The sequence below is a fragment of the Geodermatophilus sp. URMC 62 genome, from assembly GCF_052931475.1.
The window spans coordinates 3,458,829-3,480,808 of record NZ_JBRFHY010000001.1; the positions used below are offsets into that span (position 1 = coordinate 3,458,829).

A 21,980-nucleotide genomic window follows, 5' to 3' on the forward strand; every position below is an offset into this window, starting at 1 on the left:
GTGTGCGAACGGCCCCACGTACTGGTCGGCGCGCCGGACAGCCTGACCGCGCGCGTCCGCGCCCGGGGCAGCGACGTCCTGCGCACCCCGATGCTCGACCACGGCACGGCCGTCACCCGGGCCGATGGGGAGGCGCTGGGCCTGGAGGGTGACGAGGTCCTGTTCCACCGGCTGCTCAGCGAGCACCCGGAGGAGATGCTGCCGGTCGTCCGCACCCCCACCATCGGCGACGTCATCGAGCGCTTCAGCCGCGACCACGACCGCCCCCGCGGGGTCTTCCTGTCCATCGACGAACCGGACGCCATCGAGGGCGCGCTGCGCGCCTACGGCCTCGGGCCCGACGACTGCGACCTCGTCGTCGCCACCGACTCCGAGGGGATCCTCGGCATCGGGGACCAGGGCGTCGGCGGCGTGCAGATCGCCCTCGGCGAGCTGACCGTCCACACCGCGGCCGAGGGCATCCACCCGCGGCGGGTCGTCCCCGTCGTGCTCGACGTCGGCACGGACGACCTCCGCCTGCTCGACGGAGCTCGCCCGTTTCCGCGAGCAGCACGCCGTGACCTCCCCGCTCCTCGCCGACACCGACCACGCCGTCTGCGAGGCCTGCGGCGCCTGGGGAGAGAGGCAGGTGGACGGCGGAACGCGAACCGGGGTCATCCGGTGCACCTCCGTCCTGGACGAGGAGGGCCGGGTGAGGACGGCGGTGTACGGCGTCCAGGCGACCGGCCGCGTGGCCGAGGTGCGCCGGACGCTCGCGCTGGGGTGACCCCGAGCGCACCCGGGTCCCCGGTCGGGGCCGGCACGGACACGGCCTGGCTCGACGGTGCCGGCCCACGAGGTCGTCGACTGGTGCACCCGCCGACAGGGAGAGGACCACGCGGATGACCGAGCTGAGCGACGACCTCGCCGACGTCCTGGACGAGCGGCTCGCCGAGGCCGATCGGCGGCTCCGGCTGCGCTATCCCGGCGATCCCGGGACGCGGCAGCCGGTACACACCGTCTACATCCCGGCCGACCGCTTTACGGCCGACGCCCACCACCGGTGGGGGGCGCAGGCGGTGGAGCTGCTCGACCGGCACGCTCCCTCGACGGAGGTCCTGGCCGACGTCACCGGCATGCCCGTCGAGCTGGTGGGCGACGTCCACGACCGGGTGCGCGCCAAGCTCGCCCGTGAGCCGATCGAGGACCTGCGCGTCGACTTCGAGGACGGCTACGGCCGGCGCTCCGACGACGAGGAGGACCGGGCGGCCGGCGAGGCGGTCGCCGCCCTCGCCGCGGCCGCCCGGGCCGAGGGCGGGCCACCCTTCCTGGGCATCCGGTTCAAGAGCTTCGAGGCGCCGACCCGCCGGCGGGGACTGCGCACGCTCGACCTCGTCGTCGGCGGGCTCCACGCGTCCGGCGGCCTCCCGGAGGGCTTCGTCGTGACCCTGCCGAAGGTGACCTCGGTGGCGCAGGTCGAGGCCATGGTGGAGGTCTGCGCTCGACTGGAGCAGGCCCACGGTCTGCCCGACGGCAGGCTGCGGTTCGAGATCCAGGTGGAGACCCCGCAGGCCGTCCTCGCCGCGGACGGGACCGCGACCGTCGCCCGCACGATCTCCGCGGCGGACGGGCGCTGCACGGGGCTGCACTACGGCACCTACGACTACAGCGCCGCCCTCGGCATCACCGCCACCCAGCAGAGCCTGGAGCACCCGGCCGCCGACCACGCGAAGGCGGTGATGCAGGTCGCCGCCGCCGGTACCGGGGTGCGACTCTCCGACGGGTCGACCAACGTGGTGCCGGCGGGGGACCAGGACGCGGTGCACGCGGCCTGGCGCCTGCACACCCGGCTCGTCGCACGGTCGCTGGAACGCGGCTACTACCAGGGCTGGGACATGCACCCGGGCCACCTGCCGACCCGCTACCTGGCCACCTACTCCTTCTTCCGGGCGAGCCTCCCGGCGACGGCGGCGCGGATCAGGGCCTACCTCGGTCGCGTGGAGGGCGGGGTCGTGGACGAACCCGCGACGGCCCAGGCGCTCGCGGGCGCGGTCCTGCGCGGAGTCGACTGTGGCGCCGTGACGGCGGAGGAGGCCGGCGAGCTGACCGGCGTCGACCGCGCCCGACTCGAAGGGCTCGCGCGGCGCGTCGAGGTCTGACCGCGGGACGGGTCCCACCGGTCGAGGCGCCGTCCGCGCGTGCCGTCCCCGAGCGGACCAGCCGCGGCCGACGCGGCTCGTCGACGGCTCCGGTCAGGGAGCAACCAGTGAGGTCGACCTCGCCACGGCCTCCGGCACCGCCGGCCGAGCCGGCCCGTGCTGGACGGACGCGCACCTGGACGGACGCGCACTCGGACCGCCGGCAGCGTCAGTCCGCCGAGGACCTGCAGCAGGTGCTGCGGACCGCCCCGGCGCAGCCAGGCCCCGTGCAGGGGGGCGAAGAGGCCACGAGCCGCTCGGAACGTGGGATCGGTGGTCCGCCGGCCGTCCCCGGCGACGCGCACGACCCGGCTGCGGCACGGGCGCGGCGGTCACCACCCCGACGATGCCCGCTGCCCACCGACGCCCGCTGCCCACCGATGCCCGCCGGGGCGGTGCGTCGAGGGCCCGACGGCCGGCCGGCTCGTGACCTCGGCCCGCCCGTGTCTGACGTCCCCGTCTCGATTGCGCCCGGCCGAAGTCGGGCACGACCACGACCGTGACCGAACCTCGCAGCCCCGCAGGGCATCCCGTCCCGACGCGCACCATCCTGGCCACGATCGGGCTGCTGTTGGCAACCGCGCTCGCGCTCTACATCGTCGTCGAGACGCGGCAGGTGCTCACCTGGATCGTCGTCGGCGCGTTCTTCGCCGTCGCGCTGGGGCCGGTCGTCGGGTTCGTGCAGCGGCGCCTGCTCGGCGGCAGGCGGCGTGCCCTGGCCACCCTGCTGGTCTTCCTCGTCGCCTTCGTCCTCCTCGCGGCCCTGGTGACGGCCTTCGCCGTCCCGCTCGCCCAGGAGGCCACCAAGCTCGCCGGGCAGCTGCCGCAGCAGATCGCCGACGCGCGGGCCGGCCGTGGTCCCGTCGGCGACCTGCTCGAGCGCTTCAACGTGCTGGACTGGGTGCAGGATAACCAGGACCGGATCAGCTCCTTCGCCAGCGGGCTGACCACGCCGGCCGCCGGCGTGCTCAGCGGTGTGGCGAGCGGGCTGACCGGCGCGGTCACCATCGTCGTCCTGGCCTACCTGTGGGTGCTCGAGGGCCCCAAGGTCGTCGACGGTTTCATCGCCCTGTTCGAGTCGCGGACCGGTGAGCGGATCCGCCGGGTCGGCACCGACTGTGCCCGGTCGGTGACCGGCTACATCTCCGGGAACCTGCTCATCAGCATCGTCTGCGGGGTGCTCACCTACGTCGTCCTGGTCATCGCGGGAGTGCCGTTCGCCGGCCTGATCGCCCTGTTCGTCGGGCTGGCCGACCTCGTCCCCCTGGTGGGCGCGACCGTCGGCGGGGTCGTGGCGGTCGTCGCCGGCTTCGTGCACTCCGTGCCCGCCGGCATCACCGTGCTGGTCTTCTTCCTCGTCTACCAGCAGCTGGAGAACCACCTGCTGCAGCCGCTGGTGTTCGCTCGCACGGTCAAGCTGAACCCGCTGACGGTCATCGTCGCCATCCTGGTGGCGGTGGAGCTCGCCGGCGTCCTCGGCGCGCTCCTGGCCATCCCGGCGGCCAGCATCATCCAGGTCATCGCCCGCGACGTGTGGGACCACCGCCGCGGCCGGCCCAAGGAGGTGCCGACCGTGGGGGAGGACCGCCGGCCCGCGGACCCGGCGCCTGCGCACGCCTTCCACGGCAACGTCGCCGTGGACCCGCAGCAGGTGGCCACGGACCCACACCGCCGCTGAACGCGGGCGGCGACCCGAGCTCGGGTCGAAGACCACGCCGGCGGTGGTGACCACGGCGCCGGCGACGGTGCCCAGCAGTCAGGTCGCGGCACCGCTGGTGACGCCGGGAGGCCCGGGGCCGGCGCCGGCGCCGGGAGCGCCGGGATCAGGGACGACCGGTGGTCACCGCTCGTCGGTGTCCGGCGGAGCCGGCGGCAGGGCGGGCGGCGGAGCAGGCGGCGGAGCAGGCGGCGGTGTGGCCGGACACCCGTGCACGGCTGCGACGAGCTCGACGCAGTGCCGCGCGGTGACGAGCCCCGTCGACCGCCCGTCCTCGTCCACGACCGGCAGGGCGTCGGTGCGGGCGTCCAGCAGGGTCCGGGCCGCGGTCGCGAGGGGCTCGGAGTCGCGGACCCGCGGACGCGCCCGCAGGCGCAGCAGCCGGTGGACGGGGACGTGGTGCGCGCTCAGCGGCCCGGGCGGCCACTCCAGGGCGGTGTCCCGCTCGTCGAGCACGCCGATGGGCGCACGGCGTCGTCGATCACGACCAGGTGCTCGCCGGGTCGGCCGTGCCGGCGCCCCAGGCGCTGAACGGCGACGTGTGTGCGTCGACGGTCATCGGGTGACGGGACACCACCTGGTCGACCGTCAGGCACCGTGCGTGAGTGGTCCTGTCGTCCGCTGGGCGGTGGGTGGCTCCACCGGGTGCTCGGCCGCGACCAGGCGGCGATCGTCGACCTGGTCCGCGACGTCCTCACCCCTTGGACCGGGCCCGCGGCGGCGCGGAGGTGCCGCTGGAGACCCTGCGGGCGTACGTCGACGCCGGCGAGGTCGCGACCGAGGCCGCCCGCCGGCTGCACGTCCCGGTCCGCACGGCCACCGACCGTCTGACCCGCGTCGCCCGGCTCACCGGTCACCGCGTCTCCCGGCCCGACCAGCGGTTCGCACTGCACGCGGCCGTGCTGAGCGCCCCGGCTGCTCGACCGGCCCGCCACGCCGCTGCCTCCCGAACCCTGACCGCACCCGGTCCCGGCGGCCCGGCGGGCGACCCGCGTCACGACGAGGTGTGCAGGGGTTCTCCGGGAGTGCTGGTGCCCAGGTACACGTCCAGCACCGCGTCGATGAAGGAGAGCCATCCCGCGACCGCGGCGCGGGTGGCCGGCGTGTCCTTCTGCGCCTGGTGCAGGCGCGCCGTGGCGAGCTGCGCGCGGGCGCGGGAGAAGTCGTGCTGCAGCTCGTCGGCGAGGCCGGCGTGGATCGTCGTCATGGCTGACCTCCGGGAGGGTCGTCGTGGGTCGAGGACTGGCAGGGGGCGGCGCTTAGGCGGCCAGGGAGGCTGCCGGGCCGACCGCTCGGGGGACGTTCTGCACGGGCGCGGTCGGAGCCGGCCGAGGGCCGTGGCCGCCGCGGCGGGCGCACTGGGCGGCCAGGTGCCAGGCGGTGCACGCCGGGCAGGAGGCCAGCCAGACGCTGCGGGCGTGCCGGGTGCAGGGTGCGGGATCGGACACGACGACCCCTCCTTCGCGGGTGCGGTGTCGTGGTGGTGGGGTGGGTGCGGCGAGGACGACGACCCCGGTGGTCCGGGATCAGGCGGCCGGGCCCAGGCCGCGGTCGGCGAGCCTGACCCGCAGGCGGGCCAGCGCGCGTCCCCGCGTGGGACCGATGCTGCCGATGGGCATGGCGCACGTCGCCGCGACCTCGTCGTAGGAGTCGAGCTCCTCCCGGAAGAGCGCGACGAGCAGGCGCTGCTGCCGCGGCGGGAGCTCGGCCACGGCGGCCCACAGGTCCCGCGCCTCGTCGCGGTCGGCGACCTCCCTGGCGGGGTCGGCCGTGGCGTCCGGCGTCTCGTCGACCGTGGGCAGCGGGAGCACCCGGGAGGACCGGCGCAGGACCGCCAGGGACTCGTGCGTCGCCGTGACCGCGAGCCAGCCGGCCAGCCGCTCCGGGTCGCGGATGGTGTGCACGTGCTGCAGCAGGCGCAGCCAGGTCGTCTGCACCACGTCGTGGACGTCCGCCGTCTGGAGGCGGAACGACGCGGCCACCGACCGGACGAGCCGGTCGTACTCGGCGACCAGTTGCCGCCAGGCCGACTGGTCGCCGTCGGCCATCCGGGCGAGCAGCGTGGCGTTGTCGCACGTGCGGGGGGCCTGCGCCGGGGTGGGGAGGAGCTGTGTGGTCATCGCGCCGCGGTCCCGTTCTCGACGGATCCGCCCGGTGCGGGGACCGGTCCGCGGATCCTCAGGGTGGGTGGAACAGCCTGGGTGCAGTGCGCCGGCGTGCACGGCCGATCCCGTGACGGTCGTCGTGGTGGTCGCGCTGCACCCGGTCCGGCTGCAGGGAGGACGCTAGGAGCGGCGCCCGCGCCGGGCTGCCAGCCCGCGGACACGCCGGCTGTCATCCGGATGACAGGTGCGGCCCGACGCCCCCGGGCCGGTCAGCGGCCCGGTCACCGGCCCGGTCACGACGGGCCGCGGTGCCTCACCGGCCGGCGCGGCGGCGCAGCGCGGCGGGGTCCCGGAGCACGATCACGCGGCCGTGCACCGAGATCAGGCCCCGGGCCGCGAACAGCTGCAGGACCCGGTTGACCGCCGGACGGGTGGCTCCCACCATCGCGGCGATGTCGGACTGCGACAGCCCGACGTCGAGCACCGTGTGCGCGTCGTCCTGCGCGTGGCGCTGGGCGAGCTGGAGCAGGACCTCCGCGACGCGACCGGTCAGGTCGAGGAAGACCAGGTCGCCGGTCTGCTCGGTCAGCCGGCGGACCAGCTGCCCGAGCCGGCGCAGGACGGCGTCGAGGACCTCCGGGTGGGCGGCCATGGCCTCCTGCACGGCCGCCCTCGGCAGCATCAGCACGGTCGTCGGCTCCACGGCGACGACCGACGCCGAGCGCGGCAGGCCGTCGAGGAGGGCGAGCTCGCCGGCGGTGTCGTGCGGGCCCAGGGTGACGAGCACGGCCTCCTCGCCCCGCTCCGACGTCAGCACGACCTTGGCCAGGCCCTCACCGACGACGACCAGGTGGTCCCCCGGGTCGCCCTGGTACCAGAGGTACTGTCCCCGGCCGTACGTCCGCTGCCTGCTCGCCGCGGCCAGGTCCGTGAGCGAGGGACCGTCGAGCGCGCCGAAGACCGGCGTCGCTCCCAGCACGTCCGCCGCCTCCTGCGCGGTGAACCGCGGCCTCACGACGCGGTCTCCGATCCCCGGGACGGACCGTGCACCCGAGCACGGTACTGCTGATCGGGCCCGGGAGACCCCGGTTCCGCCCCGGGCGGCGGGTGTGGTCAGAGGCTGCGCAGGAAGGCCAGCGAGGGCATGAAGAAGTACTCGCCGCCCTTGAGCGTGACCGCCTGGGGTATCGCGGGAGCCGTCCGGGTGGCCGCGGCGTCCCAGATCGGCGGCCAGGTCCCGTCCGCGCGGGGTCCCTGACCGACCACCGGGTCACGGCCGGGTCCGGCACCCCCAGCAGCACCCCTGGCGGGGCCCGGGAAACGGGCGTCGTTGGCCCACTGCGACTGCACGAAGTCGAACTGCTGACGGGGCTCGGCGTTGAAGGCCATGAACAGCAGGCCGACGCCGCCGGTCGGGCGCCTGCTGGGGGGCAGGTCGGCGGCGAGGTCGTCGGTGCGCCGGCCGTAGGTCTGCCCCCGCCGGGCCATGAGGCGTACCCGCTCCTGCCGTGCGCCCACGGCCGAGCCCCGGGGGTTGACCTTGCGGATGTGGGCCTGGAACGGGCACCGCCGCCCGGCGGCGTCCGCGGCGTAGTCGAAGTCGTTGTCACCGCGCCCGGTGGGCCCGGGAGTCGGCCGGAGCGTGAGTGGCGTGCCGTCCCGGAAGCGGCCGACGAGCATCGCACCGGCGCGCTCGCGGTCGCGGCGGGCCAGTCCGAGCGCTTGGGCGAGGTCGGTTCCGGCCTGCTGGAACCGCCGCACGTCCTGCTCGAGTTTGCGGAACACGAGGTAGCTGCCGTAGTGCACAGCGGGGTCCGGCGCCGCAGGGTCCGGCACCAGGACGCGGTCGAGGGGGCACGCGGGGTCCCACACCAGTCCGCCCGGGGCGCTCCTCCTCGCTGCCGCGACGTCCTCGTCCAGGAACAGCGGCTGGCTGATCCCGTCGACGTACCCGAAGTGCTCGACGGCGGCGCCGGAGGCGTTGCGCCGCCCGAGCCCGGTCTCTCTGCCCAGGATGGCGGTCGAGCCCCTGACCAGGTTGAGGACCTGGCTGCGGGCTGCCGACATCCCTCCCTGGGTCGCATCACCGATGAGGACGACGGCGTGGATCTCCTCCCGGTACGGCGGCTCCCAGGTCGAGACGGGCGGGTCGTGCAGGGCGTCCCGGCTGGCCGGGTCCTTCATGCCGCGGGTGAACGACGCGTCGCCGGGGATCCGCTCGGGGCCGACACCGAGCGCCCGGTAGGCGGCGTGGGTCAGCCCGATGCCGACGTACGGGGTGCCCGGCGTCCCGGTCGCCCTGAACTCCTCGACCTCCCGGAGGTGCTGCCTGGCCGACTTCACCAGCGGAGCGATCGCCCGCAGGAAGGTCCTGCCCTCGACCGGGTTGCCGAACCGCAGGAGGAGCACGGACAGGTGCTCGCGCACGTGCGGGTGGACGATGTTGGACTGGAGCTCGTCGAGCATGGCGGCCGCGTCCCCGGCGGCGGTCTTCCACGACAGCGTGCGGCTGAGATCGAGGGTGCCGTCCGGGGAGCGGGCCGGCGCGCCGCAGGTCAGGCGGACGGCGCTGTCGGACCACCAGTGCGACTCGACCGAGCCGTCCTGCCGGGTCAGGACCGCCAGCGCCGTCGCGGTCGCCGGGCCGGCCCGGAGCTCCCCGTGCACGGCGTCCGCCCTCGTCCTCCACCGTGCGCCGCCGCTGTTCCTGGCGCCTGCGCTGTCGAAGCGGGCGCCGAGCAGGACGGCCGTGGCGGCACCGCCCGTCCCGTCCCCGCGCGTCTGCCAGAGCCAGACGTGCAGCTCGGACAGCCTCCGGCCACCGGCGAGCTCGAGCCGACCCTGGAGCCAGACGTCCCCCTGGGCGTCGATCTCCAGCACCGGGTCGAGGTCACCGCCGGCGATCGTCATCGCGTCACCGCTCGGGCGTCGGTCCGGTGATCGAGGACGTCAGCCGCTATCGCGAGCATCACGAATGCTTGAGGATGTTGGCGGCGGCTTGGAGCAGCTCGGCCGCCAGGGCGTTCTTGTCATGGGGCTGGACGGCTACGGGCGCCGGTTGCTTCAGGTGGATGCCGTTGTCGGACCACCAGTACGAGATCGTCGAGCCGTCGTCTCGGGTCAGGACCGCCAGCGCCATGCCGGTTGCGGGACCGGCCCGGAGTTCTCCGTGTACGGCGTTCGCCTGTGTCCGCCACGGCGTACCACCGGCTTGCCTGGCGGCTGCACTGTTGAAACCGCCACCGTCGAGGACGGCCGTGGCGACACCTCCCGTCCCGTCCTCGCGCGTCTGCGAGAGCCAGACGTAGAGCGTCGACAGCGTCTGGTCAGCGGCGAGTTCGAGGGGACCCTGGAGCCAGACACCTCCCTGCGCGTCGACCTGCAGCACCCGCTCGAAGTTGCCCGCGGTATCGGTCACCACGTCACCGCCCATCCCGAGCCCCACGGCTCATCGGTGTTCCCCGGGCGCGGCGGACCCGCGCACGGCCTCGCTGTCACGTCGTCCCGTCGAGTTCGGCGAGCCGGCGTCGGGTCGCGGCGGCGGAGACGACGTTCCCCTTGACCTCGTACAGGCGCAGCGCCCCGGACGCGGCGGTGACGGCCTCCTCGCCCTTGCGGGTGGCCTCCAGCACGTGCGACAGGTCGATCAGCGCGTCGGCCCGGTGGTCGAGGAAGTCGGTCGCCCCGGCGAGGGCCACCGCCTCGCGCGCCAACTCCTCGGCCTCCCCGAGCTCGGCACGCCTGCTGAGCACGCGCGCGCGGACGCCGCGCCAGAGCACCTGCGACAGCAGGTCGGTGGGCCCGGCCAGCCGGGCGCTGAGGTCGGCGTACTCCTCGGCCTCCCGGTCGCGCCCCTGCTCCAGGAGCGCGCGGGCGAGGAAGGCGGCGGTCGTCGAGAGGAACATCCGTTCCCCCATCTCCTCCAGCGCGCGACACCCCGCGCGCAGGCTCTCCTCGGCCGCCGCGGGGTCGCCCGCGAGCAGCTCGACGACGGCCTCGTTCTGCGAGGTCGCCGCGTTCAGGGTCAGGCCGAGGTCGGCGTAGGCGGCGTTGCTGGTGGCCAGCAGCCGACGGGCGAGGTCGAAGCGGCCGAGCATCGCGTGCAGGCCGGCGAGGTGACGGAGGATGGCCGCCTCAGATTCGGGACTCTCCCGCACCTCCGCGCGCATCGCCTCACAGCGGCGCACCCCCTCGCCGGCGGGGGTCGGACCGAAGAACAGCGAGGACGCCACCCAGGTCAGGATCTCGTCGCGGACGTGCCGGTCCCCTGCCGCGTCCGCGTGCGCGGCCGCCCGCTCCCACGCCTCCGCCGCTGCCTCGGCACGGGCCTCGTTCCAGTAGAGCCAGGCCTCGAGCCGCCGCGCGCGGCACAGGCCGAGGTCGTCCGCGCACCGCTCGAAGACCGGGATCACGCGGGCCATCGCCCGGGCGGCCTCCTCGATCCCGTCGTCCTCGACGTGGAGGAGCCGGAGGAACTGCTGCTGGACCAGCACGTGCGACGCCGCGCACGGGTCGCCGCCGGCCGCGGCCAGCCGCTGCGCCTCGTCGAGCACGCGTTCGGCCTGGACCAGCCGGCCGCACTCGATCATCGCGGCGCCGAGCTCGGTGAGCACCAGGGGCCGTGTGGGGTCCTCGGTCCGGAGCAGTTCCGTCACCCGCTCGAGGAGGCCGATCCCCGCCGGCAGGTCGCTGCGGGCGAGCGCCCGCCGCCCTGCCGCCTCGAGCCGCTCGGACGCCCGTGCCGCGAGCGAGGCCGCGCGCGCGTCGCGCGGGCCGAGGGCCACGCGGTTCCGGAAGGCCTGCTCGAGGTGGTAGCCGACGATCTCCTCGAACTCCCGCAGGCGCGAGCGGTCGTCGGCCATGGCCTCCAGCCAGCTCGCGTAGCGCTCGTGCATCTCGGCCCGCGCGTTCTTGGGCAGGGAGCGGTAGGCGGCGTCGCGGATCAGGCCGTGGCGGAAGCGGTAGGCCTCCTCGCCGCCGAAGTCGGCCGGGTTCCGGCGGATCAGGCCCCGCTGGACCAGCGTCCGCAGGCCGTCCTCGAGTGCCGTGCCGGGTGCGGGGGAGGCGAGCTCGCCGACCGGGCCCCGGTGGAACACCACACCCTCGACCGCCGCGGCCGTCAGGATCGCCCGCAGGTCGGCCGGGAGGCTCTCGAGCCGGGCGGCGAGCAGGGCGTGGATCGTCGACGGCACGGGCAGGTCGGAGAGGTCCGACGGGACGACCCAGCGGCCGTCCTCGCGCGTGAGCCGTCCCTCGTCGACGAGCATGGCCACGAGCTCCTCGGCGAAGAGCGCGTTGCCCTCCGCCGAGCCCGCGATCAGCGACGCCGCGGCGGGCGGCAGCGGGGCGCGGCCGAGCAGGTGGGACACCAGCTCGAGGCACTCCGCCTCCTCGAGCGGCTCGAGCGCGATCGACGTCGCGTCGACCGCGCCCCGTCCCCACCCCGGGCGGGTCTCGAGCAGCTCCCCCCGGGCGATGCAGACGAGCAGGATCGGCAGGCCGCGGGAGAACTCCGCGACGTGCTCGACCAGGTCGAGGAAGGTCGGCTCGGCCCAGTGCAGGTCGTCCACAACGACGACGAGCGGTCCCGATCGGGCGAGTGCCTCGAAGAGCCTCCGGACCGCCCAGAAGGTCTCCTCGCTCGTCCCCCCGGCCGCGCCGCCGAGCCCGAGCGCCCCGGCCACGCGCTGGGCGATCAGCTCGGCCTTCTCCTCCCCGGCGAGCTCTCCGGTGGCCAGCCGCGCGGCGATCGTGGCCGCGGACTGCTCACCGGGGTCCACGCCCCTGGCCCGCGCGATGTCGCGGACGATCTGGGCCAGGGGCCAGTAGGTGATCCCCTCGCCGTAAGGCAGGCAGCGACCGTGCAGGACCACGACGTCCCCGGGGAGGTCCGCCGCGAACTCCCGCACGAGCCGCGACTTCCCCACGCCCGCGTCGCCGAGCACGGTCAGCAGGTGACACCTCCGCTGCTCGACCGTCTCGCCGAACGCGCTGTCCAGCACCGCACGCGGTCCCTGGCGCCCGATGAAGGGCGACTCGAAGTGGCGCGCGAGGCCGGGGGCGTGGGCGCGGGCCTGCACCACCGTCACGGCGTCGACCACCTGCCCGTGCTTGAGCGGGCGGGGCCCGCCCGGCCGGACGTCGACCGCGTCGCGCACGAGCCTCTGCGTCGACCTGCCGATCAGGATCTCGTCGGCCTCCGCCGCCTCCTCGAGGCGCTTGGCGACGGTGACGGCCTCCCCGGTGACGAACAGGTGTCCCCGCCGGTGGTCGCCGGCGATCACCTCGCCGGTGTTGACGCCGATCCGGCTGGCCAGCCGGACGCCCCAGGCGGCCTCGAGCTCGCGGTTGAGGACGGCGAGGGAGTCGCGCATCTCGACCGCCGCCCGCACCGCCCGCAGGGCGTCGTCCTCGTGGAGGGTCGGCACGCCGAACACCGCCATGATCGCGTCGCCGATGTACTTCTCCACAGTCCCGCCGTGCTTCTCGACGACGGCGCTCATCTCGCCGAAGTAGCGCTCGAGCAGGTTCCACAGCGCTTCCGGGTCGAGGGTGAGGCTCAGCCGCGACGAGTCCACGAGGTCGGAGAAGAGGATCGTGACCGTCTTGCGGACGCCCGGCGGCCGCGTCCCGTGTCCGACCGGGGCCGGCGGAGCCGTCATCGGCAGGACCGTACCGCTGTCGGCCCTCGCTCCAGGGGGTCCGAAGACGCGGGAACCGGTGCTCATCGCGGCTCCGGGGGAGGGCACGGCCCCGCGTGCGACGTCCCGTGCAGCGCACGCGCTCTCCCTCTCACCTGCCGACTCCCCCCTCGGGAGCGCAGACGCTAGGGAGGCGGACGTCACCGCCGCGTCACCACCGCGTCACCACCTCGTCACCACCTCCCGGCGGGACGCGAGCCCGTCGCGGGGACCACGGGCTCCGGGCGCCGGTGCGGGACGCCGGGGTCAGGTCGGGTCCGCCGTGGTGACGGTCATCTTCGGGCCCGGAGCGGAGATCGACTCGATCTCCAGTCCCGACGCGTCGCCGTCCCACCAGCGGCTGTCCGGCGTGGTCGCGTTCCCGAACGCCGTGGCGTACGGGGCGCCGTACAGGTCGGAGGCGTCACCGGCGTTGCTCCGGTGCTCCAGGTCGAAGCGGCCGTCGGCCTGCTCCAGCGAGCACTCGTAGTGCTGCGCGGGCGTCATCTGCTCGAAGCTGTTGTCGCCGAGCTCGTCGACGTGCCAGATGACCAGGCCGGCGTCCGGGAGCGAGCGGTCCCGGCCCACCTGCTGCCGGTTCTCCAGGACGAAGTACTCGGTCGCGTTCCTGCGGTGCACGAGGAAGTCGTTCGTCCCGGCCTCGAGGGTGGACGTCGTGCCCGGGGTCAGGGGGGTGACCGAGGACGCCCAGCCCGAGGCCTGCTTGAGGTAGGCGCTGACCTGGACGGGGTTGACGTTCGACCCTCCGAAGCACATCAGGCAGTAGTGCCCGACGCCGTAGCCCTGCAGGGCCGGGTCGACGTCGTAGTCGTACAGGTCGGGGTAGTCGCAGATCATGTGGCCGTTCTCGTGGCAGAACGTCCGCAGCGTCAGCCGGTCGCCGAGGTCGGTGATCTGGTAGTCGTAGAGCTGCGCCGTCGGCGTCACGGGGTAGCCGTGCTCCAGGTGCCAGGAGTGCGGCCACAGCCCCTTGGCCCAGTTGTTGACGCGGGTGCCCGTGTAGAAGACGTTGAGCGCCCGCACGAACCCGGCGTCGTCGGTCGTGAGCGGCGAGAAGTCGAACCCGCCCGCCACCAGGTCGTCGAGTGCCTCGGTGATCAGCTCCCACGTCCGCAGCGGCTGCTCGACCGTCTCGTCGGTGTAGTAGGCCCGCTCGTGCTTCGCGGTGTAGTAGGCCGTGACGACGTTGGTGTAGGTCAGCTTCCCGCCCGACACGTCGGCGAAGTAGTCGCGGACGGACCCGTTGTTGCCGAACTCCGCGTACCCCGCCAGGTTGCAGAAGTCGTCGACCTGCTGCCGGGTGATCGTGGCCGGGACGTCGGGGAACGCCACGAGCAGGCACAGGCCGACGTAGTCGCCGGTCGTCTCCTCCTGGGGAGGCGCCGGCACCGGGCCCTCCTGCGCGGCCCGGGCGCTGCGTGCCCGCCGCTGCTGGCGGCGGGCCTCCCACCGCGGCCGCTCGGCAGCCGCGGCGAGGGCCGCCCGGGGCAGGGCACCCCTCGCCTCCCGCCGGGGGCGGGTGTGCCGGGGCAGGTCGAGCCGGGCGGGGTCCACGGCGCCGACCCTGTCGTCCGTGGGGAGGAGCTCCTGCTCGTCGGGTGACAGCGTCGCGTAGTGCCAGTACCCGCTGTCGGGGTCCTGCATGACGGTGTACCCGTCGAGGGTCTCGAAGACCGCGGCGAACTGGTTGCCCCAGGCGCGCACCGGCAGCTCGGTGCCGTCGGGGTCGTGCAGGGTGATCTGCTCGCCGTCGTAGGGGAGGGGCATGCTCTGGCTCCGTCGTCGTCGGGGTGCGCGGCGGCCGGGGCCGGCCGCTGCGGGGCGCTCGCCTGACAGAGCTCCGGCACCGCCTCCTGATACGCGCGACGGCGCGGACCGGCGGCCGGTCCGCGCCGTCTCAGCCGGTGAACGAGCCCGCCGTCACCTGGACGCCGGCCTGCCGGTCCGCGAGCTCGCGGCAGCTGCGGTTGGGGACTGGTAGGGCCGGTCCTGGAGCTCCCACAGCAGCGGGGCCTGCCCGAGCTCCTGGGCGCCCACGAGATGGCAGAGCCGGCGGCTCCCGACGTCCTCCGAGCGGATCCGGGTCAGGCCGCGGTCGCCCGACCGCATGACGGTCGTCCACTCCCCGTCGGCACTGAGGACGTTGCCGACGACGAGGTGCTGCTCCGAGCCCTCCTGGTACCCGACCAGCTCGACCGGCGTCCACGGCCGGGTCAGCGTGCCGAGCAGGACCCACAACACGGCGACGACGAAGAAGACCGGTGTGCCGAGGAGGGGGGAGCGGCTCAGCGGGCCCAGCGGCTCCGCCACCGCGGGCGGTGCTCCTGCGCGTCCGGACCGGTCCGCCCCGTGACGCGGGGTGCGCGGGCCACGGCGAGGAAGGCCAGGAACGCCAGCGTGCAGGTGAGCAGCGGACACACCGGCGACAGCAGCGCCGCGAACGCCGCGAGGCCCAGCATCGCGGCACCCTCCCAGGTCCAGGCACCGGACCTCCGTCGTGACCGGTGGGCGCCGTACGCGAGAGCGAGCGCGGCCAGCGGGAGGACCCAGTAGGCGTAGGACATGAGGCTGCCCAGCAGGACCGTCAGCGGGGCCGTGGTCAGCAGCGCCGCCCCGGTCGTGAGGGAGAAGTGACCCACCGCGTAGCTCTTCACCAGGGCGAAGCCGGTGAGCAGGACGGCGCCCACGATGCTCAGGTGGGCCGCGTCCTGGAGGAGGGACGCGTGCTCCTCGGCCGTCCGCTCCCGCGTGTCCCCGCTCCCTGACCCGGGTCCGCCGGTCATGGGACCCTCCTCGGTCCGACGTGGCCGGGACGTGCTCGTCCGGAGCCCCGGACCGCGATCGTCGACCCGGGTCGTCATGACCTCGTCACGGCAGTGTCACCGCGCCTCCGACGGCGCCCGGGGGAGCACTTTCGGCGTTCCTCCCGGGTCGCCGGCGCTGCAGCACCGGCAGTGCACGGACGACGCCGCAGTGGCCGCGCGACAGCACCCCACGGACCCGTGGGCGGCCAGGGCCGGGCACGGGTGCGCGACGATCCGGGACCGCCACGCCCGGCGGCCTGGCGCTGCTGCGGGTGCTGCAGGCCTCGTTCGTCGCGGCGTTCAGCACCCACTCCACCCTCGGCCCTCGTCCCCTTCCTGGTGGCCGTCGGCAACGTGACGGTGCCGTCCCACAGGGCCGCCTCAGGCCTCCTCGCCGATGTCCTCCCGCCACAGCTCCGGGCGCTCGGCGAGCATCCGCTGCATGAGCGCGACGCAGTCGGGGTCGTCGAGGACGTCGACCCGGACGCCGTGCGACCGCAGCAGCTCCTCGGACTGGGAGAAGCTGCGGTTCTCACCGACGACGATCCGCGGGATCTCGTAGAGCAGCGCCGTCCCCGCGCACATGTAACAGGGCGAGAGCGTGGTGTAGAGGACGCTGCCGCGGTACACCGACGCCGGCAGCCGGCCCGCGCGCTCCACGCAGTCGGTCTCGCCGTGCCGGATGGCGCTGTCCATCTGCACCCGCCGGTTCCTGCCCACCGCCAGCAAGCGGCTGTCGTGGACGAGGGCCGCGCCGATCGGGACGCCGCCCTCCTCCCAGCCCAGCCGCGCCTGCTCCACCGCGAGACCGAGGAAGAAGCGGTCGCGCTCCTCGGGCGCGAGGTCGGGGGGCACGGCAGGGAGCTCGTCGGCGGTCACGGATCTCCTCGGGGCGCGGCCGGGGGTGGGGTGTGGGGCAGCATGCCCTGCCGCCGAGCGGCGCGCCGCGGCGGCCAGGACCTGCCGAGGCCACCCGCCCACCGTACTGGGTAGACTGGTCTACCCAGTGGACGGATGAGGAGTGTGCCGTGTCCGAGCAGACGAGGTCGGGACGCGGGTCGGCGCGGGCCCGGCTGCTGGCCGCGGCGGCCGAGTGCTTCTACGACCAGGGGGTCGGCGCGACCGGCATCGACACCATCACCGCCACGGCGGGGGTGGCGAAGATGAGCCTGTACAACAACTTCGCCGGCAAGGACGAGCTGGTGCTGGCCTACCTCGAGGCGCGGCACGGGGAGTGGCTGGACCTCTACCGGCACCGGCTGACCGAGGCGACCGACGCCCTGGGCCGGGTGACGGCGGTGGTCGACGCCTACGTCGACCACGCCGAGCGGGCCCACCGGCACGGGTTCCGCGGGTGCGGGCTGCTCAACGCGGCGGCCGAGTTGCCCGCCGGTGCTCCCGGACGGCAGCTGGTGCGCCGGCACAAGGAGGAGGTCGAGGCACTGCTGGCCGCCCACCTCGCCGAGGTCGACGGCGTGCCGGCCGGCCGCGTCGCCGACCTGGCCGAGGAGCTGTCGTTCCTGCTCGAGGGGGCGATGGCCCGGGCCGGGTTGGAGGGCGACTCCCGCCGGCTGCACCGCGTCCGTGACCTGACCCTCGCGCTGGTCCGGGCCGCCGCCGGCGAGGGTGCGCGGTGAGGCACGGCGCCACCTACGGCAGCGCGTGCGTTCTGGCCGCGGCCGTGCTGTGGGGCACGACCGGCACCGCGGCGGCCCTGGCCCCTGGCGTCGGGTCCCTGGCGGTGGGTGCGGCGGCGATGGGTGTGGGCGGCCTGCTGCAGGCGGCGGCCGCGTCCCGCGTCGTGCGCGTGCACCGCGCCGCCCTGGCCGCGCAGTGGCCGACGCTGGCGGTGTCCGCCGCCGCGGTGGCGGTGTACCCGCTGGCCTTCTACACCTCGATGCGCCTGGCCGGGGTCGCCGTCGGCACGGTCGTGTCCATCGGCTCGGCGCCGGTGGCGGCCGCCCTCGTCGAGCGCGTCGTCGACCACCAGCCGCTGTCCCGCCGCTGGGCGCTCGGCGCCGCCGCCGGCGTCCTCGGGGTGCTCGCGCTGGCCCTCGCCCGGGCGGGTGAGGAGGGCACGGTGAGCGGTGGCGCCGGTACGCGGCCGGTGCTCGGCATCGGGCTCGGCCTGCTGGCCGGCCTGACCTACGCGGTGTACTCCTGGGGCGCGGCGCGGGTCATGCGCGGCGGACTGCCCTCCCGCCCCGTCATGGGCGCGGTGTTCGGCGCCGGCGGCGTCCTGCTGCTGCCGGTCCTGCTGCTCACCGGTGCCCCCATCGTGGCCTCCTGGTCGAACCTCGCGGCCGTGGCCTACCTGGCGGTCGTGCCGATGTTCCTCGGCTACGTGCTGTTCGGCCGGGGCCTGGCCGCCGTCTCCGCCAGCACCGCCACCTCGCTCTCCCTCCTCGAGCCCGCCGTCGCCGCGGTCGTCGCCGTCCTCGTCCTGGGCGAGCGACTGCCGGCGCTGGGCTGGCTCGGCACGGGGGTCCTGCTCGCCGGCCTGGTCGTGCTCACCGCGCCGGCGCGCCGGCCGCGCCCGGACGTGGCGAGCTCCCCGGCCCCGCCGCGCGCCGTCGACCCCGTCCCGTGACCGCCCCCGCGTGCCTCAGCCCGCCCGGCAGACCTCCCGGGTGGCCGCCACGAGGGCGGTGACCAGGGGCCCCGGGTCGTCCCACCAGCGGGTGGAGGTGTCGGCGCGGCGCGCCCAGAACTCGCCCGGGCCACCCTCGCCGGCGCCCAGGTGGAACGGCAGGGTGGGGCCCATCGCGGCCCACCGCAGCCCCGGACCCGACGGGACGGCGGTGTCGACGTCCTCCACCGAGGCCACGCCCTCGTGACCAGGTGGACGGCCTCCCGCCACAGCGCCGCCTGACCAGGCGCGCGGGGTCGCGCCACCGATCTCGCGGTGCCGTCGAGGGGCGGCCGCTGAGGGGGTCGGTGCAGCGGGGTCGGTGCAGCGGGGTCGGTGCAGCGGGGTCGGTGCAGCGCGGGGAACCGGCGCGGGCCGAGGTCTCCCGCGCCCCGCCGAGCGGACAGCGCCGTCACCGCCCGGCGTCCCGGGTCGACACCCGGTGACGACGGCGGCCGGCGGCCGGCGGCCCGTGTCCCGCCGGACCCCGCCAGGTGCCCGGCGGGGTCCGGCCGGCCCGTTCAGCGGACCGGGACGGTCTCGGTGCGCAGCACGGTCGTCCGGGTGCCGGTGGTGGCGAGCAGCCGGACGGTGACCTCGTCGCCGGAGACCTCGTCGGCCGGCACCGTCGTGGCGGGCTCGGTCAGGCCGACGGCGACCGTCCGCCAGCTCCCGCCGCCGTCCTCGCTCAGCTGCACGATGTAGCGCTGGTCGCGCGGGGCGTCCCCCGTGTCCCAGCGCACCTCCAGCGGCCCCCCGGGCTCGCCGGCACCAGCCGCCCGCGACGTCAGGAGCTCGCCGACGTCCCCGGTCTGCCCGCCGACGGCCTCGGCGGCCACCGGCTGCCCGTCGACGAGCAGCTCCACCTGCGCCGCCCCCTCCACCGAGGGGACGACGGAGTCGACGACGCCGGTCAGGTCGTCGTCGGGGTCCTCGCAGACGCTGGGCCGGAAGGTCACCGGCCGCTCGTCGAGGACCTCGCCGGCCGCGTCGCGGATGCGCACCGACACCCGCGCGGCGCCGTCGGCGGCCTCCGGGGTCGCAGCCCCGGTGTCCTCGGCCTCGTCGCCGCCTGCCGGGTCGTCGGGCAGCACCGAGACGATCGTGCCCTCGGCCCGGGTGAGGTCCAGCGCCGCCACGATCCGCATGCCCGCCCGCTCCTCTCCGCTCGCCGCACCCAGGGTCTCCGGCGCCGCGCTGCCCGCCGGCAGGGCGTCCTCCGCCACCAACCGGGCGTGCACGCCGCCGTAGGTGAAGGAGCTCAACCACTGGTTGTCGCAGTAGGTCATGACGTCGTGCGAGGTGGTGCCCGGCAGCACCCGCAGGGGCAGGCCCAGGGCGGGGTCCCCGACGTCGATGCCGACGAAGCGGTCGTCGGCGTCGGACAGCTGCCCGTTCGGGAACGGGTACGGTGCGCCCCCGGCCGCGCCGCAGAACTCGGCGTGGAAGCGGCCGAGGGTGTGGGCGAGCTCGTGCCCGCCGTACCAGTCCCCGTAGGAGCCGTCGCCGTCCCACCCGAAGGTCGACGGCCCGGTGGGGCCGGAGGCGACGGTGCCCGGCTGCGGGGTCTGCGGGATGCCGGACGCCAGGCCGCGCATGAAGAAGCCGCTGTCGGCGACCATCCCGTAGTAGTGGGTGCGTGCGTCGGTCCCCGTGCTGACGTCGATCGCGCGCAACGCCAGGAGCTGGGCGTTGACCTGGGCCGCGCCGAACGGGGCCGCCGCGGTGGCGGTCACCGTCGACGAGCTCAGGTGCAGGCGGGAGATCGGGTAGGCGCGGCGCAGCCAGGAGGCGATCAGGGTCGTGTCGGTGGTGGACGGCTCGTGCGTCACCGGGGGCGTGCCCGTCGAGTAGCGGACCCGCACCAGGCGCATCCGCAGGGGCACCGGCGCGCCGAAGGTGACGGAGCGCGTGGTCAGGCCGGCCAGCGACGGCAACGGGGAACCGGTGGTCCGCAGGACCCGTCCCATCCGCAGCCACAGCGGTCCGGGGCCCGTGCACTGCGCCGGCAGCAGGAAGTTCAGGCTGTAGGCCAGGTCCAGCCGGCGGGACCGCAGCTCGGCAAGCGAGGAGCCGCTGCGCGAGGGGTCCAGCTCGGCCGCGCCGAGGGAGGGCACCGACTGCCACGGGCCGTTCGCCGAGCGGGCGACGAGCAGCTCGCCGCGCACCGTCACCGCGGCGCGCGCGTAGCGCAGGTAGGCGCGGACCACCGTCGGCCGGTCGGCCACGAGCGGGACGGTGTGCGTCGGGTCCTGGATGCCCTGGGTGACCTCGAGCCCGTCGAGCTGCACCATCGGCACGGGGGAGGGCGGCTGCGCCCGGGTCGCCGGCGGTGCCGCCTCGGAGGTGACGGCGCCGTCGAGGCGGGTCAGGAGCCGCTCGGTGAGCGCAGGCTCGTCCTCCACCGTCGGGGTGCCGGTCCGCAGCACCTCCGTGACCGCGGCGTCCACCGTCCGGGCCAGCTCGACCTCCTCCCTCTCGGTGGTCGAGAGCCGGACCGGCTGCATGCTGCGTCCCATCGTGTCCTCCACTGTCGGTCGGTCTGACGGAGGAGAGAGACGCGACCGGCACGGGGTGATACCGGCGTCGACCGCGGGACGGGGCTCACCACCGGACGTCGCCGGCGTCGGTCAGCGGCGCGCGCCGGCCGGCGTCTGCGAGCCCGTTCCGGCGGTCGGAGTCCCGGACGGCGGCGGGGAACCGCAGGCCGGTGCGGGCCTCGAGCGCGGGCACCGCGACCTGCCTCTCCGGCGTGGTTGCCGCCCGCGGGCCGGACGGCTGCACATGCCGCGGCGACGCCCCCAGCGGCGCATCAGCCGGACGAGTGGCGCCAGGCTGATGCGCCGCCGGGCGACCGGTATCAGGGGACGCCGGCCGCCCTCTTCCCCGGCAGGCCTGGCAGCGGCTCCCGGTCGGGTCCCCGCGCGCCGCTCCCGGGCACCGTGGTCGACCGGCAGGAGGAACGCCATGACGTACGGACCCCCGTCCGCCCCGCACCCGCCCCAGGGACCGCCCTACCCAGGACCGTCCTACCCGGGAGCGCCGTACCAGGGACCACCGCCCCAGGAGCCGTCCCCGTCCGGGGCGACGGCCCAGCGCGGCGGCTTCCTCGGCTTCATGACCAGCCTCCCGGGGGTGCTCACCGCGATCGCCGGCCTGGTGACGGCGGTGACCGGTGGCATCGGCCTGTACCTCAACCAGAACGGGTCGGACACGCCGCCGGCCCCCACCACGGTGGCGGCCTCGCCGACGCCGCAGGAGGAGCAGGGGCAGGTGGTCGTCGGGGAGTTGGAGACCGAGGCGTCCGCCACTTCTGGGGACGACGAGGTCACCGCCCTGGTCGACGACTGCCTCGCAGGGGACGGCGCGTCCTGCGACACGCTGCTCGACCTGCTCGCCGAGGAGTGCTACGCGGGCTACCTGTTCAGCTGCGACGTCCTGTTCGAGGTCACGGTGCCCGGCTCGGCCTACGAGGACTACGGCGCGACCTGCGGCGGGCGCGTCGAGGACTGGACGTACGCCGGCGTCTGCAGCGAGGCGTGATGGGCCTCCGCGGAGCCGCCGGGGGTCCCGGGTGGGCGGGTCCGCCCGCCCGGGGCGCCCTCGGCCGGGCCGTCGACCGGCCGCTGTTCTGGTGGAGCGCCGGGGCGATCTTCCTGGTCAACGCCGCCCTCTCGGCCGCCGAGGGCCGGTGGCTCCTGGCCCTGCTGCAGGGGCTGACCTGCCTGTGGGCGGCGGTCGCCGGCGTGACGGCCCAGGTGACCCCCGGCTCCGGCGAGCCGACCGGTGTCTCCCGGGAGCAGGCCGGCGGTCCCGACCGCGCCCCCTGACCGGCTCGGGGAGCCCG

General features: G+C 75.4%; 22 protein-coding genes and 1 pseudogene. 8 read left to right on the forward strand and 15 right to left on the reverse strand.

The genetic code is table 11. From position 1 onward, the window contains the following. From ACU616_RS16830 to ACU616_RS16840, 3 genes are all read left to right on the forward strand, one after another. Complete coding sequence (locus ACU616_RS16830) at nucleotides 1-885, forward strand: hypothetical protein (protein WP_446759576.1); 885 nt, start codon at nucleotides 1-3, stop codon at nucleotides 883-885. Next, the gene (locus ACU616_RS16835; protein ID WP_446759577.1) at nucleotides 882-2,138 is read left to right on the forward strand and encodes a DUF6986 family protein; all 1,257 of its coding nucleotides are present in this window, start codon (nucleotides 882-884) and stop codon (nucleotides 2,136-2,138) included. The genes ACU616_RS16830 and ACU616_RS16835 overlap by 4 nt, the downstream gene beginning before the upstream one ends. A gap of 538 nt (nucleotides 2,139-2,676) precedes the next feature. Continuing rightward, the gene (locus ACU616_RS16840; protein ID WP_446759578.1) at nucleotides 2,677-3,855 is read left to right on the forward strand and encodes an AI-2E family transporter; all 1,179 of its coding nucleotides are present in this window, start codon (nucleotides 2,677-2,679) and stop codon (nucleotides 3,853-3,855) included. A gap of 162 nt (nucleotides 3,856-4,017) precedes the next feature. On the opposite strand, the gene ACU616_RS16845 is transcribed toward ACU616_RS16840, so the two are convergent. Beyond that, nucleotides 4,018-4,350 carry a CBS domain-containing protein gene (locus tag ACU616_RS16845; protein WP_446759579.1) on the reverse strand — a complete coding sequence of 111 codons (333 nt, stop codon included), beginning with the start codon at nucleotides 4,348-4,350 and terminating at the stop codon, nucleotides 4,018-4,020. Between the two features lie 272 nt (nucleotides 4,351-4,622). Between ACU616_RS16845 and ACU616_RS16850 the strand changes: the two are divergent. Further along, nucleotides 4,623-4,736, forward strand: a pseudogene (locus ACU616_RS16850) (helix-turn-helix domain-containing protein); the annotation flags it as partial. Between the two features lie 152 nt (nucleotides 4,737-4,888). Here ACU616_RS16850 and ACU616_RS16855 read toward each other — a convergent pair. The 11 genes from ACU616_RS16855 to ACU616_RS16905 form a co-directional block, all read right to left on the reverse strand. Further along, nucleotides 4,889-5,101, reverse strand: a complete 213-nt coding sequence (locus ACU616_RS16855) for a hypothetical protein (protein ID WP_446759580.1) — start codon at nucleotides 5,099-5,101, stop codon at nucleotides 4,889-4,891. Between the two features lie 52 nt (nucleotides 5,102-5,153). After that, on the reverse strand, nucleotides 5,154-5,342 hold the full coding sequence (locus tag ACU616_RS16860; RefSeq protein ID WP_446759581.1) for a hypothetical protein: 189 nt from the start codon (nucleotides 5,340-5,342) through the stop codon (nucleotides 5,154-5,156). A 78-nt stretch (nucleotides 5,343-5,420) separates the two neighbouring features. Continuing rightward, nucleotides 5,421-6,014 (reverse strand): RNA polymerase sigma factor, encoded by a 594-nt coding sequence (locus ACU616_RS16865; RefSeq protein ID WP_446759582.1) that lies wholly within the window; start codon nucleotides 6,012-6,014, stop codon nucleotides 5,421-5,423. A gap of 298 nt (nucleotides 6,015-6,312) precedes the next feature. Then, nucleotides 6,313-7,014: a Crp/Fnr family transcriptional regulator gene (locus ACU616_RS16870; RefSeq protein WP_446759583.1), complete on the reverse strand. Its 702-nt coding sequence runs from the start codon at nucleotides 7,012-7,014 to the stop codon at nucleotides 6,313-6,315. A 98-nt stretch (nucleotides 7,015-7,112) separates the two neighbouring features. Continuing rightward, the gene (locus ACU616_RS16875) at nucleotides 7,113-8,909 is read right to left on the reverse strand and encodes a Dyp-type peroxidase (protein ID WP_446759584.1); all 1,797 of its coding nucleotides are present in this window, start codon (nucleotides 8,907-8,909) and stop codon (nucleotides 7,113-7,115) included. A 58-nt stretch (nucleotides 8,910-8,967) separates the two neighbouring features. Next, entirely contained in the window at nucleotides 8,968-9,444 is a 477-nt protein-coding gene (locus tag ACU616_RS16880; RefSeq protein WP_446759585.1) for a hypothetical protein, read from the reverse strand. Between the two features lie 49 nt (nucleotides 9,445-9,493). After that, the gene (locus tag ACU616_RS16885) at nucleotides 9,494-12,661 is read right to left on the reverse strand and encodes an ATP-binding protein (protein WP_446759586.1); all 3,168 of its coding nucleotides are present in this window, start codon (nucleotides 12,659-12,661) and stop codon (nucleotides 9,494-9,496) included. A gap of 285 nt (nucleotides 12,662-12,946) precedes the next feature. After that, complete coding sequence (locus tag ACU616_RS16890; protein WP_446759587.1) at nucleotides 12,947-14,467, reverse strand: M6 family metalloprotease domain-containing protein; 1,521 nt, start codon at nucleotides 14,465-14,467, stop codon at nucleotides 12,947-12,949. 153 nt (nucleotides 14,468-14,620) lie between these two features. Beyond that, nucleotides 14,621-15,010 (reverse strand): hypothetical protein, encoded by a 390-nt coding sequence (locus ACU616_RS16895; RefSeq protein ID WP_446759588.1) that lies wholly within the window; start codon nucleotides 15,008-15,010, stop codon nucleotides 14,621-14,623. Then, the gene (locus ACU616_RS16900) at nucleotides 14,986-15,483 is read right to left on the reverse strand and encodes a hypothetical protein (protein ID WP_446759589.1); all 498 of its coding nucleotides are present in this window, start codon (nucleotides 15,481-15,483) and stop codon (nucleotides 14,986-14,988) included. The genes ACU616_RS16895 and ACU616_RS16900 overlap by 25 nt, the downstream gene beginning before the upstream one ends. 402 nt (nucleotides 15,484-15,885) lie before the next feature. Beyond that, nucleotides 15,886-16,383, reverse strand: a complete 498-nt coding sequence (locus ACU616_RS16905; protein WP_446759590.1) for a nucleoside deaminase — start codon at nucleotides 16,381-16,383, stop codon at nucleotides 15,886-15,888. A 149-nt stretch (nucleotides 16,384-16,532) separates the two neighbouring features. Between ACU616_RS16905 and ACU616_RS16910 the strand changes: the two genes are divergently transcribed. After that, entirely contained in the window at nucleotides 16,533-17,141 is a 609-nt protein-coding gene (locus ACU616_RS16910; protein WP_446759591.1) for a TetR/AcrR family transcriptional regulator, read from the forward strand. Further along, nucleotides 17,138-18,094, forward strand: coding sequence for a DMT family transporter (locus ACU616_RS16915; protein WP_446759592.1), 957 nt, complete (start codon nucleotides 17,138-17,140; stop codon nucleotides 18,092-18,094). Before ACU616_RS16910 ends, ACU616_RS16915 begins: the two co-directional genes overlap by 4 nt. A 15-nt stretch (nucleotides 18,095-18,109) precedes the next feature. On the opposite strand, the gene ACU616_RS16920 is transcribed toward ACU616_RS16915, so the two are convergent. From ACU616_RS16920 to ACU616_RS16930, 3 genes are all read right to left on the reverse strand, one after another. Then, on the reverse strand, nucleotides 18,110-18,331 hold the full coding sequence (locus tag ACU616_RS16920; protein ID WP_446759593.1) for a hypothetical protein: 222 nt from the start codon (nucleotides 18,329-18,331) through the stop codon (nucleotides 18,110-18,112). Nucleotides 18,332-18,654: 323 nt separating this feature from the next. Further along, a complete protein-coding gene (locus ACU616_RS16925) occupies nucleotides 18,655-20,652 on the reverse strand; it encodes a hypothetical protein (protein WP_446759594.1) in 1,998 nt (665 codons plus the stop codon). Between the two features lie 85 nt (nucleotides 20,653-20,737). After that, nucleotides 20,738-20,866, reverse strand: coding sequence for a hypothetical protein (locus tag ACU616_RS16930; protein ID WP_446759595.1), 129 nt, complete (start codon nucleotides 20,864-20,866; stop codon nucleotides 20,738-20,740). Nucleotides 20,867-21,250: 384 nt separating this feature from the next. Between ACU616_RS16930 and ACU616_RS16935 the strand changes: the two genes are divergently transcribed. After that, nucleotides 21,251-21,676: a hypothetical protein gene (locus tag ACU616_RS16935; protein WP_446759596.1), complete on the forward strand. Its 426-nt coding sequence runs from the start codon at nucleotides 21,251-21,253 to the stop codon at nucleotides 21,674-21,676. Then, nucleotides 21,676-21,963, forward strand: a complete 288-nt coding sequence (locus ACU616_RS16940; RefSeq protein ID WP_446759597.1) for a hypothetical protein — start codon at nucleotides 21,676-21,678, stop codon at nucleotides 21,961-21,963. The genes ACU616_RS16935 and ACU616_RS16940 overlap by 1 nt, the downstream gene beginning before the upstream one ends. Nucleotides 21,964-21,980: the final 17 nt, after the last annotated feature.

Excerpts from the sequence above, each read along its gene's own strand:
- ACU616_RS16835 (WP_446759577.1), top strand. The coding sequence starts at position 882 with ATGACCGAGCTGAGCGACGACCTCGCCGACGTCCTGGACGAGCGGCTC.
- ACU616_RS16855 (WP_446759580.1), bottom strand. The coding sequence starts at position 5,101 with ATGACGACGATCCACGCCGGCCTCGCCGACGAGCTGCAGCACGACTTC.
- ACU616_RS16865 (WP_446759582.1), bottom strand. The coding sequence starts at position 6,014 with ATGACCACACAGCTCCTCCCCACCCCGGCGCAGGCCCCCCGCACGTGC.
- ACU616_RS16875 (WP_446759584.1), bottom strand. The coding sequence starts at position 8,909 with ATGACGATCGCCGGCGGTGACCTCGACCCGGTGCTGGAGATCGACGCC.
- ACU616_RS16885 (WP_446759586.1), bottom strand. The coding sequence starts at position 12,661 with ATGACGGCTCCGCCGGCCCCGGTCGGACACGGGACGCGGCCGCCGGGC.
- ACU616_RS16890 (WP_446759587.1), bottom strand. The coding sequence starts at position 14,467 with ATGCCCCTCCCCTACGACGGCGAGCAGATCACCCTGCACGACCCCGAC.
- ACU616_RS16900 (WP_446759589.1), bottom strand. The coding sequence starts at position 15,483 with ATGACCGGCGGACCCGGGTCAGGGAGCGGGGACACGCGGGAGCGGACG.
- ACU616_RS16925 (WP_446759594.1), bottom strand. The coding sequence starts at position 20,652 with ATGGGACGCAGCATGCAGCCGGTCCGGCTCTCGACCACCGAGAGGGAG.
- ACU616_RS16935 (WP_446759596.1), top strand. The coding sequence starts at position 21,251 with ATGACCAGCCTCCCGGGGGTGCTCACCGCGATCGCCGGCCTGGTGACG.
- ACU616_RS16940 (WP_446759597.1), top strand. The coding sequence starts at position 21,676 with ATGGGCCTCCGCGGAGCCGCCGGGGGTCCCGGGTGGGCGGGTCCGCCC.